Here is a 2,934-nt window from a genome sequence, read left to right on the forward strand (position 1 = left end):
AAGATATTGCGACATACAATGGTATTTCTGTAGGTGATACCATCTCATTAAATGTAGATGATTCTACAACCGTAAATTTTGTCGTAACTGGTTTATATTCTACAACTGCTTCAAGTCCAATGAATACATCAAATACAATTTATACCAGCTATAATGTTGTGAAGAATTTAAGTGAAACCTATAACTTAGATTTAAATGTAAATGGTACATATGTATTTAATACGGTTAAAGATTTTAATAAGTTTAAAAAGGAATGTACTAAAAAGGGATTAAGTGATTCGTATACGGTTACTTCAAGTGATTTACAAGCTTACCAACAAAGTATTGTACCACTACAAAATCTATCTAAATTTGCGACATACTTCTTGATCGTTGTCTTTGTGATTGGAGCTATAGTACTTGTTGTATTAAATATTTTCAGTATTCGCGAAAGAAAACAAGAAATCGGTATTCTTTGTGCACTTGGTATGAATAAAACTAAAATTGTTCTTCAATTCTTTAGTGAGACACTATTTATTGCCTTGTTTGCGTTTATTATAGGTTCTGGTTTAGGCGCCGTCACAAGTGTACCTATCACAAACACTTTATTAGAAAATCAAATTTCTTCTACAAATTCTATGAATGAAACTAAGGAACAAAACTTCTCTAGACAACAAACGCCACCAAACAATGATTCATCTCAACAGCCAGAAATGGATAAATCCAATAATCAACCTCAAGAAAAAAGCTTAGAAAAAGTAACCACGGTTTCGCAAGCTATGAATTTCAATGTACTTCTTGAAGTGGGAGCCATCGCATTTATTCTTGTGGTTATCAGTAATGGTGCTGCCCTACTATGTGTTATGCGATATGATCCATCAAGCATTTTATCCAATAGAGATTAGGGGTGATCGTATGAGTTTATTTGAAATTAAAGATGTTTCTTTTCAGTATGACACAAAGCCTGTATTAAAAGATGTGAATATGGAGTTTGAACCAGGAAAACTCTATGCGATTATTGGTCCTAGTGGAACGGGTAAAACAACATTATTATCTTTAATGAGTGGTTTAACGAATCTAAAAGAGGGTGATATCTTGTTTGAAGGGCAAAGCATTAAAACAATGGATATGTATAAATTTCGTTCTCATCAAATGGCCATGATTTTCCAGAGCTATTACTTATTAAATAAGTTAACAGCACTTGAAAATGTTACTCTATCTATGGATATTGCGAATGTTCATCAAAATGATAAAGAAGTAAGAGCTGTTGAATTATTGGAAAAAGTAGGTTTAGTCCAAGACCAAATTCATCGTCGTATCTTAAAACTTTCGGGTGGTCAGCAACAAAGAGTGGCCATCGCAAGAGCTTTAAGTTATGGTCCAAAAATTATCTTGGCAGATGAGCCAACTGGAAATTTAGATCCAGATACACGGGATGAAATAATGGATATTTTTGATAATTTAAAGCAACAAGGAAAATGCATTATTATTGTCACGCATTCAAAAGAAGTGGTTCAAAGAGCCGATAAAGTATATGCATTATAAGAAAGAAAGCGTAGGAATTTTCCTGCGCATTTACTGTAATATATACTTATTTTCTTCAATCAATTGAATTACTTTTCGTACAAACTGTACACTTACCAAATCATTGACTTTATGACCCGTCGTTTCTAACTCACTAATTTCAATAATAGGTAAAGAATACTTTTCTACATCCTCTTCTTTAATTGGTGTATGGAAAGTATGTCCATAATCCAAATCATAAAACAAGTAATAGTGATATATAGGCTCATCTTTAAGTTCTACATCTCCAAAGTACACAATGGAATAATCATCATCCATATAATGTCCTTCGTAAAAGAATTGTTTCTTGTACTTTTTGTACTCCTCAGTTTCGTAGCTGTAGATTCTTTCAGTCTCATAACCAATGAATTCTTTGTGGATACAAATGGGTGTCAAAATTTGCAACAACATATCTTTCATGCGATACATCTCTAGTTTCTTTTCTCGAGCTCCTTCAATAAATGCAGAATTATCTACATACCGATGACATCTCGAATACGCTCTTTGTTTCCTTTCTTTGTCGCGATAGTTTTTGGCTCGTTTATTCACACTGTACAAACAATCCACTAACATTTGTTTGGTGATAATGTGATTTAAAAGATTATCTCTATATTCTTTTGGTGTTTTCATATTTGTCCTCCATTTTCGTATAATATTCAAATCTATAATTCCTATTTGAGAACAAATACTTGCATATTTATTATATCATTAATAATCACTTTTTAGAGATAAATAATTCTACTGACAATTCTGTACGTTTTGACATTTATGTTTTAAAAATAGCGGACTTGCCGCTATTTTTTTAATACTGATTCAATTGTTTGTAGTAAAGATTGAATTTTAATCGGTTTCGAAACATGTTCACTCATACCTGCATCTAAACAATCTTTACGATCTTCTTCAAAGGCATTGGCCGTTAAGGCAATGATTGGAAGCTTGTTTCGATCATCTGGCAAAGATCGTATGACTTTGCAAGCTTCAAAGCCATTCATTCTTGGCATTTGAATATCCATTAATATGCAGTCGAAACAATCCACCGCATTTTCCTTTACCATCATTACGGCTTCTAATCCATCCTTCGCCCAAGTCACTTTAATCCCTTTGTCTTCAAGTAGTGTTTGCGCAATTTCAGCATTTAAATCATTATCTTCCACAAGAAGAATGTGTTTTCCTGTAAGATCAATTTCTTTATCATTCACTTTTTTGACTTCTTGTTCTTCTATGATATATCGATGAGGAAGATTTACAACGACGGTTGTCCCCTTACCTTCTTCACTTTCGATACTTATAGTTCCATGCATTAGATCTACCAGTTTTTTAACGATTGGCATACCTAGTCCTGTTCCTATTACACCTGATTCACTGGATGTTCTTTGTCTTGTGAAGTTCTCA

4 protein-coding genes are annotated in these 2,934 nt (G+C 32.9%); 2 read left to right on the forward strand and 2 right to left on the reverse strand.

Going from position 1 to position 2,934, the window contains the following annotated elements:
* Together ACZQCL_RS08170 and ACZQCL_RS08175 are read left to right on the forward strand one after the other, a co-directional pair.
* Positions 1 to 884 (forward strand): ABC transporter permease (locus tag ACZQCL_RS08170; protein WP_482482707.1); only part of this gene is annotated, 884 nt, incomplete at its 5' end.
* Positions 885 to 894: 10 nt separating this feature from the next.
* The gene (locus tag ACZQCL_RS08175; protein WP_482482709.1) at positions 895 to 1,524 is read left to right on the forward strand and encodes an ABC transporter ATP-binding protein; all 630 of its coding nucleotides are present in this window, start codon (positions 895 to 897) and stop codon (positions 1,522 to 1,524) included.
* 30 nt (positions 1,525 to 1,554) lie between these two features.
* Here the strand turns inward: ACZQCL_RS08175 and ACZQCL_RS08180 are convergent, their stop codons facing one another.
* Entirely contained in the window at positions 1,555 to 2,172 is a 618-nt protein-coding gene (locus tag ACZQCL_RS08180) for a hypothetical protein (RefSeq protein ID WP_482482711.1), read from the reverse strand.
* Between the two features lie 164 nt (positions 2,173 to 2,336).
* Positions 2,337 to 2,934, reverse strand: a 598-nt coding sequence (locus ACZQCL_RS08185) for a hybrid sensor histidine kinase/response regulator (protein ID WP_482482713.1), incomplete at its 5' end; no start/stop codon positions are given.

It is taken from the genome of Holdemanella sp., assembly GCF_056804935.1.

What these genes read in the sequence shown, in the direction of transcription:
- ACZQCL_RS08175 (WP_482482709.1), top strand. Translation starts at nt 895, where the DNA reads ATGAGTTTATTTGAAATTAAAGATGTTTCTTTTCAGTATGACACAAAG.
- ACZQCL_RS08180 (WP_482482711.1), bottom strand. Translation starts at nt 2,172, where the DNA reads ATGAAAACACCAAAAGAATATAGAGATAATCTTTTAAATCACATTATC.